This is a genomic window from Deinococcus rhizophilus (genome assembly GCF_030271215.1).
GTDB classification, from domain to species: Bacteria; Deinococcota; Deinococci; order Deinococcales; family Deinococcaceae; genus Deinococcus; species Deinococcus rhizophilus.
Genome location: NZ_JASNGB010000043.1, coordinates 11,730 through 18,792, shown reverse-complemented (window position 1 = coordinate 18,792; position 7,063 = coordinate 11,730). Strand labels below are relative to the sequence as shown.

Here is a 7,063-nt window from a genome sequence, read left to right as displayed (position 1 = left end):
GACGCGGCCCGCACCGGCCCCCTCAAGCTGTGGCAGAGCGCCGGGGACCTGCTGCGCGACAGCGTGCAGGACCTGCTGCCGAGCCTCACCGCCCGCACGCTGGTCGTCTGGGGAGCCAGAGACGCCCTGGTCCCGCCCGCCATCGGCCGCCGCCTCGCCGCCGCCATCCCCGGGGCCCGCTACGCCGAACTGCCCCGCGCCGGACACGTCGTGATGGTGGACGCCCCGGAGTCCTTCAACGCCCTGGTCCTCGACTTTCTGGACCATGGGCTGGACCACGGGCTGGACCACCGGGGAGCGGCCCCCGCGTGAGCGGCCACCCCCTCTACACCACCGTGCGTGGCCTGCGGACCCACGCCTGGGTGCGCGGCGAGGGACCGCCGCTGGTTCTCGTGCCGGGGCTGGGCTGCGCCTCGTGGATGTACGTGCGTGTCTCGCGCGAGCTCGCCCGTGGGCGCACCGTCTACGTCTACGACCCCCCCGGCCACGGCCACAGCGCCGGGCGTCCTGGTTTCCCGCGCCAGATCGAGGACCTCACCGACCACCTCGCCGCGTGGCTGGACGCGGCCGGACTCGGCGGCGCGCCCGTCTTCGGCCACTCGCTGGGCGGGGAAGTGATCTTCGACCTCGCCGCCCGCTACCCGCAGGCGACCTCCGCGCTGATCGCCTGCGCCCCCACCGGCATCCCGGAAAACCCCAGCGTGCGCGTGCAGTTTGCTCGGCTGCTGCGCGACCTTCCCTGCGAGCGCCCCGGCCTGCTGCGGCCCGGTCTCGCCGCCTACCTGCGCTCCGGCCCCGCCCGGATGTACCGCCTCGCCCAGGACCAGAGCGAGCACGACACCGGCCCGCTGCTTCCCTACGTCGGGGCCCCCACCCTGCTGCTCAACGGAACCCGCGACCCGGTGATTCAGACCTGGACCGTGCAGGCGATCTGCCGCGCCATTCCCCACGCGGTCGTGCGCGACGTGCGCGGCGGCACCCACGCCCTGACCGACTCCTTTCCAAGNACCCGCGACCCGGTGATTCAGACCTGGACCGTGCAGGCGATCTGCCGCGCCATTCCCCACGCGGTCGTGCGCGACGTGCGCGGCGGCACCCACGCCCTGACCGACTCCTTTCCAAGAACCGTCGCCCGCCTGACCCTCGACTTCCTGGAGACCCACTCCTAGAAATAAAAAATTCACGACCGGATTTATCGTGAATCCTTTCACTTGGTTCAGTGCCCTCCCAGTCCAGCAGCACTCCACGAGAGGAAAACGTCAACCGCGAGACCCACCCCCCTCCACCCCTTCCACCCTTCCGCCTGCCCTCGCCCGCTCGGCCGCGAAGGCCATCCGGTGCGAGTCCAGCGACTCGGAGAGGGGAGTGGGCACGCCCGCCTCGCCGCGCAAGGAGGCCAGCCACGCCGCCACCAGTCCCGCGTCCCCGCCGCCGTGGGTGCCGGAGGTGTCCACGACTTCCTGCGTGACCACGCCCGTACGGAAATCGTGCCAGTCGAGTTCGCCGCGTTCCAGCTGTCCGCGCAGTTCGCCGTGGGTGCCCAGCAGCCGCAGCGTCCGGGTGTTGTTGTGGGTAAAGGCACTGACGGTGAGGGTGGCCACCACGCCGTTCGCGAAGGTGACGGTGACCGTCTGGTGGTCGGGCTGGGTGTTCCCGCCCGCGTAGACGCAGCGGCCATAGGGCCCATGCTCCAGCGCGTCGGCCAGGGACACGCCGCCCGCCGTGGGCACGGTGACCGGCCAGCTCTGCGGGTCGCGGGACAGGTAGATCGTCCGCGCGTCGTACGGGCAGGCCAGGACCGGACAGCGCACGCAGCGGTCGGCCGCGCCCGGCGGCGCCTCCTCCGGTCGGAAATGGTGCAGCCCGCCCTCGCTGCTCACCCGCACGGGCGGCGCTCCGGCCCAGGCCCGCAGCAGGTCGAGGTCGTGGCTGCTCTTGGCGAGCAGGAAGGGCGCCGCCGGGGGAGACTGCGCCCAGTTGCCGCGCACGTAGGAGTGCGCGTAGTGCCACCACGCCACGTTCTCCGCGTGGGTGATGCCGATCAGCCGCCCCAGCCGCCCCTCCGCCAGACCCGCCGCGACCGCCTGAAAGAAGGGCGTGGCCCGCAGCACGTGGCACACGGTCACCCGCCCCCGCGAGGCGGCCTCCGCCGCGAGCAGCCGGTCCAGGTCCGCCTCGTTCAGACAGATCGGCTTTTCGAGCAGCACGTCGTACCCCAGGGCGAGCGCCCGCAGGCACGGCTCGACGTGGGCGTCGTCCGGGGTGGCGATCACCACCGCGTCGGCCACCCGGCCGGGGGCGAAGAAGGCGTTCAGGTCGGCAAAACACGCCTCCGGCCCCAGCCCGTGCCGCGCGGCCACCTCCGCGAGCCGGGCGGGGCGGGGGTCCACCAGCCCGGTCACCCGCGCCCCCTGCGCCTCGAGGTGCCGGGCGTACACGTCCGCGCCCCGGTTGCCGCAGCCCAGCACCGCGACAGTGACGGTCATCGCCGCTCGACGCCCCAGCCCACGCCCCCCGGCCGAGAGAGCCGCCCGGCGTCCCACTCCAGGCCCGTGAACGGGTCGTCTGCCAGCAGCAGCGCCCCGTCGAGATCGGCCCAGTCGCACAGCCCGGCCAGATGCGCGGCCGCCGCGATCCCCAGCGAACTCTCGATCATGCAGCCCATCATCACCCCGAGGCCGTGGGCGCGGGCCAGCCGCAGGGCCTCCAGCGCCTGCAGCGGCCCGCCCAGCTTGGCGAGCTTGAGGTTCACCCCGTCGAAGGCGTTCGCCAGTGCCCGCACGTCGGACACGTGGTGCAGGCTCTCATCGGCGACAAGGGGGACGCGGGCAAAGCGGCGCAGCTCCGCGTGCCCCTCCAGATCACCCGCCGCGAGGGGCTGCTCCACGAACTCCACCCCCACCGCCTCCAGCACGCCCAGCAGCCGCCGCGCCCGGCGCCGGGTCCACGCGGCGTTCGCGTCCACCCGCAGGGCCACGTCCGGGGCCTCCTCGCGCAGCGCCTCCACGATCTGTTCGTCCTGCCCCGTCCCCAGCTTGACCTTCAGCACGCCGTGCCCACGGGCCACCGCCTCCCGCGCCTCCCCCCGCATCGCGTCCAGGTCGCCCAGACCCACCGTGTAGCTGCTCTCCGGCAGCCCCGAGGGCGAGAGGCCCAGCAGCCGCCACACCGGCACCCCGGCGGCGCGGGCGCACCACTCCAGCGCCGCCATCTCCAGGGCACAGTTCACGCTGGGATGGTGAAAGGGCATCACCGCCGTGAGCCGCGCCCGCAGGCCCTCCCAGTCCCAGGGATCGGTCAGCGCGGGCGCCAGCAGCGGCACCACCGCCTCCACCGTGCCGCCCGTTTCGCCGTAAAAGGCGTTGGGCGCGGCCTCCCCCCGGCCTTCCACCCCGTCCCGGCTGAAGGTCACGAAGGTGCGCGGATAGTTCGCCTGCGTCCAGCGGGCGATGCCGAAGGGCCGGGCCGTGCGCAGCTCGCAGGTTTCCCAGGTCACGCTCATCGCGTCCACCGCCCGAAGCCGGTCAGGGACCCCGCCAGCCGCGCCCCGTAGTCGCCCTCGCCCAATGTGTCCACCGTGACCCGCATGTGGGTCGCGTTGGCGTGGACCATCCGCCGCCCGTCCAGCATCAGCCCGACGTGGCCGGGGAAGAAGGCGAGGTCGCCGCGCCCCGGGGTCTCCACCGGGGTCAGGAGGGCCTGCTGCTGGTCGGCGTCACGCGGCAGAGTGCGGCCCGCCCACCCGTACGCCAGCCCGGTCAGCCCCGAGCAGTCCAGCCCCCACGCGCTGCGCCCGCCCCACACGTAGGGGGTGTCCAGCAGCCGCAGGGCGAGGTCGGCCACGTCGGCGGCCTGGGTGGGGGAGAGGACCCCCTCGCCCACCCAGGCCCCGGTGCCGTCCGGCAGCGCCACCGGGACCCAGCGCCGCCCCGACTCGGTCACCACGTCGCCCGGTCCCCGCGTCAGCCGCGCCCCCAGGCACAGCTCGGCCACCAGCGGCTGACTCACCTTCGGCCCCGCGTGGGCGTGCGCCCGCAGCGCCCCCACCGTCAGCGTCTCGCCGGAGGGCGCCTCGCCAGGGAGAATCCCCTCCATCCGCGCCCACCCCAGGTACCCGTCACCCACGGTCCGCACCCGTGCCCAGCCGCCCTCCTCCCGCAGCACCTCCAGCGCCTCTCCCGGCAGCGCCTCGGTGACCTGCGGGGCGAGCGCGTCGGGGCGGGCCCGCAGGCTCAGTCGGGCGTTCCCGGCGCGGGCAGGCCGGGCGGTCACCCAGGTCCAGTCGCGTTCGGGAAGGCGGCCGCGCAGCGTCTCTTCGGCCCACCCCCCCTGCGGGTCATAGGCGTGGGTGCGGGGGTCAGGCAGCGGAGGATCGGAAACCGTCACCCCTCAAAGGTAGCGCGTGAGCCACCGCGCCCAGTTTCCGCCCGCGACGGCTGCCCGCTGCCCCGGCGGCAGCACCTCCAGCACGCGCGGCACGTCGCGGTAGCGGTCGATGCCCGCCGGGGTCTTCTCGCTTCCGAACCCACCGTCGAGGTCGCTGCCCAGCCCGACATGCTCCCAGCCCACCAGCCCCGCGTAGTGCCGGGCATGGTCGGCCACCGCTTCCAGCCCGGCGCGGGGCTGCCCCGGCGTCCAGCCCGCCCGCAGAAACGGCGAGAGCAGCACCAGCCCGATCACCCCGCCCCGCCCCGCGATCGCCCGCGCCACCCCGTCGCTGAGGTGACGGTTGCCCGGCACCAGGGCGCGGCTGTTGGCATGGGTCGCCACCACCGGCCCGCCGAACTCCAGCGCCTCCCAGAACGCCGCGTCGTCGAGGTGCGAGGCGTCCAGCGTCACGCCGAGGCCCCGCATCGCCGCCAGCAGCTCGCGGCCCGCGTCCGTCAGGCCGCCCGGCGCGTCCGTGCCCCCGGCGTAGCGGGTCCGGCCCCACGCCGGGCCGATCAGCCGCACGCCCGCCTGTGCCCAGAACCCCAGGTCGTCCGCGTCCCGCACCGGGTCCGCTCCCTCCATCAGCAGCACCACGCCCAGGGGAGCGGCCGGGTCCGCGAGGTGGGCCGCCACCTCCGCCCCCGTCCGCAGCAGGCGCAGGTGCCCCGCGTCCTCCCAGCGTCGGTAGTGGTCCAGCTGCCCCAGCGCCTGCGCCCGTGCCCCCGCGTGGTCGGCATAGCCGTGGGGACTCTGGGCGGTGCGGGGCAGCGCGAACAGCGTACCGAAGCACACCCGCGTGCCCGCCGCCCGCAGCTCGGAGAACGTCACGGTGGCCGTCTCGCCCTGCACCGGGTCGCTCGCCCGCAGCGCCCCCAGCTCCAGCGTGAGGTCGCGGCCCAGCGCGGCGCCGAAGGCGAGGTCGAGGTGCCCGTCGATCAGGAAGGGAGGGGCGTTCACCCCTCCACCGACTCCTCCACCAGCCCCAGCACGTCGGGGAGGCGGTGCAGCGCCCCCGGCACCTGCCCGCCCAGGTCGATCAGGGCCGCCCGCAGCCCCAGCGCCCGCGCGGCCTCCACGTTCTCAGGGCGGTCGTCCACGAACAGCACCGCCGCCGCCGGCAGGCCCAGCGCGTCCAGCGCGAACTCGAAGGCCCCCGGCTCCGGCTTGTGGACCCCCACCGTGCAGGTGGCGACCGCCACGTCCACCAGGTCCGCGAGGCCCAGTGCCTCCAGCGTGCGCCCGATGCTGGGCAGCGTGTTGCTCAGCACCCCGACCTTCAGCCCCCGCGCCCGCAGCGCTTCCAGCACCGCGCGGGCGTCCTCGACCGGTTTCATGAAGCGCTCGTAGGGATAGGCGGCCATCAATTCCCGCGCCTGTTCGTCCGTCAGGCCCAGCGCCCGGCCCAGGTCCGCGCGGTAGGTGTCCCAGAAGGCGGCCTCGTCCTCGTCGGAGCGCAGGTGCCACCACGCCTCGGCCTGCGCGGCCCACTGCGCGGCCATCCGCCGCCCGGTCTCGCGGGCCTCCAGCCCGAAGCGGTCCGCCGCCCACAGCGCCGCCTCGCGGTACACGCCGGGGTCGGTGCGGGCCAGGGTGTCGTCGCGGTCGAAGAGCACGGCCCGCAGGGGCAGCCTGCCGGAGGAGCCGGAGGGAAAGGTCGTCATGCGCGGCAGTCTAGGGAACCCGCCCCCGCTGCATCACGAATCGTCTGACCATCGCCCGGGGTGAGCAACGGCATTGCGCCTCTCCCCCGTAAGTCCCCACCCCACGCAACGGCGTTGTGGCCAGAATGCTTCCGGTGCTACAGTTCGCCGCATGAGCGCCCGCCCCCACCTCCTTCTCACGCCCGGCCCCACGCCCCTGCACCCCGCCGCCCGCGAGGCGCTGGGCCGCGACCTGCTGGGCCATATGGACCCGGAGGTCTTCGCCCTGAACCGCGAGATCCAGCGGGACCTGCGGACCCTGTACGGCGCTCCCGAAGGCACCTTCACCGCCCTGCTCGCGGGGACGGGCAGCCTGGGCATGGAGGCGGGGTTCGCCAACCTCGTGGAGCCGGGGGACCGGGTGGTCGTCGGCGTGAATGGCTCCTTCGGGGCCCGCATGGCCGAGATGGCCGAGCGGCACGGCGCCCGCGTCCGCCGGGTGACCGCTTCTCCCGGCGAGCCGCTGCGCCCGGACGACGTGGCCGCGCAGGTGGATGGGGCGCGGCTCGTGGCCGTCGTCCACGGCGAGACGAGTACCGGGGTGCTCAACCCGCTGCCCGAGATCGCCGCGGCGATCTCGGGCAGCGGGGCACTCCTGAGCGTGGACGCCGTGACCACCGCCGGAATGCAGCCGTTCGACATGGCCGGACTGGGGGCGGATTACGTCTACACCGGCTCGCAAAAGTGCCTCTCGGCCCCGCCCGGCGTGGCCCCGGTCGCCGTGAGTGAGCGGGCGCTGGCCCGGCACGCGGCGCGGCGCAGCCCCCCGGCCCTGTGGTACGCCGATTTCGCGGGTCTGCGTGACTACTGGGAGGCGCAGAGCTACCACCACACCGTGCCCGTGAACCTGCACTTCGCGTTGCACGCCGCGCTGCGGGCCGCCCTGGCCGAAGGCCTGACCGCGCGTCAGGCCCGCGCCGCGGCGGTGGGCC

8 protein-coding genes are annotated in these 7,063 nt (G+C 74.6%); 3 read left to right on the top strand and 5 right to left on the bottom strand.

Features of this window, described 5'->3' with window-relative positions; translation table 11 throughout:
• Nucleotides 1-312, top strand: a 312-nt coding sequence (locus QOL99_RS06885) for an alpha/beta fold hydrolase (RefSeq protein ID WP_285522505.1), incomplete at its 5' end; no start/stop codon positions are given.
• A 23-nt stretch (nucleotides 313-335) separates the two neighbouring features.
• Entirely contained in the window at nucleotides 336-1,169 is an 834-nt protein-coding gene (locus QOL99_RS06880; protein WP_456318848.1) for an alpha/beta fold hydrolase, read from the top strand.
• Between the two features lie 90 nt (nucleotides 1,170-1,259).
• Here the strand turns inward: QOL99_RS06880 and QOL99_RS06875 are convergent, their stop codons facing one another.
• The 5 genes from QOL99_RS06875 to QOL99_RS06855 are packed head-to-tail and all read right to left on the bottom strand — an operon-like array spanning nucleotide 1,260 to nucleotide 6,092.
• Nucleotides 1,260-2,486 carry a Gfo/Idh/MocA family protein gene (locus tag QOL99_RS06875; protein ID WP_285522503.1) on the bottom strand — a complete coding sequence of 409 codons (1,227 nt, stop codon included), beginning with the start codon at nucleotides 2,484-2,486 and terminating at the stop codon, nucleotides 1,260-1,262.
• Nucleotides 2,483-3,502, bottom strand: coding sequence for a dipeptide epimerase (locus tag QOL99_RS06870; RefSeq protein ID WP_407650148.1), 1,020 nt, complete (start codon nucleotides 3,500-3,502; stop codon nucleotides 2,483-2,485). Before QOL99_RS06870 ends, QOL99_RS06875 begins: the two co-directional genes overlap by 4 nt.
• The gene (locus tag QOL99_RS06865; RefSeq protein ID WP_285522501.1) at nucleotides 3,499-4,386 is read right to left on the bottom strand and encodes a C40 family peptidase; all 888 of its coding nucleotides are present in this window, start codon (nucleotides 4,384-4,386) and stop codon (nucleotides 3,499-3,501) included. Before QOL99_RS06865 ends, QOL99_RS06870 begins: the two co-directional genes overlap by 4 nt.
• 3 nt (nucleotides 4,387-4,389) lie before the next feature.
• Complete coding sequence (locus QOL99_RS06860; RefSeq protein WP_285522500.1) at nucleotides 4,390-5,388, bottom strand: dipeptidase; 999 nt, start codon at nucleotides 5,386-5,388, stop codon at nucleotides 4,390-4,392.
• The gene (locus QOL99_RS06855) at nucleotides 5,385-6,092 is read right to left on the bottom strand and encodes an HAD family hydrolase (protein ID WP_285522499.1); all 708 of its coding nucleotides are present in this window, start codon (nucleotides 6,090-6,092) and stop codon (nucleotides 5,385-5,387) included. The genes QOL99_RS06860 and QOL99_RS06855 overlap by 4 nt, the downstream gene beginning before the upstream one ends.
• A gap of 151 nt (nucleotides 6,093-6,243) precedes the next feature.
• On the opposite strand from QOL99_RS06855, the gene QOL99_RS06850 reads away from it, so the two are divergent.
• Nucleotides 6,244-7,063 (top strand): aminotransferase class V-fold PLP-dependent enzyme (locus QOL99_RS06850; RefSeq protein ID WP_285522498.1); only part of this gene is annotated, 820 nt, incomplete at its 3' end.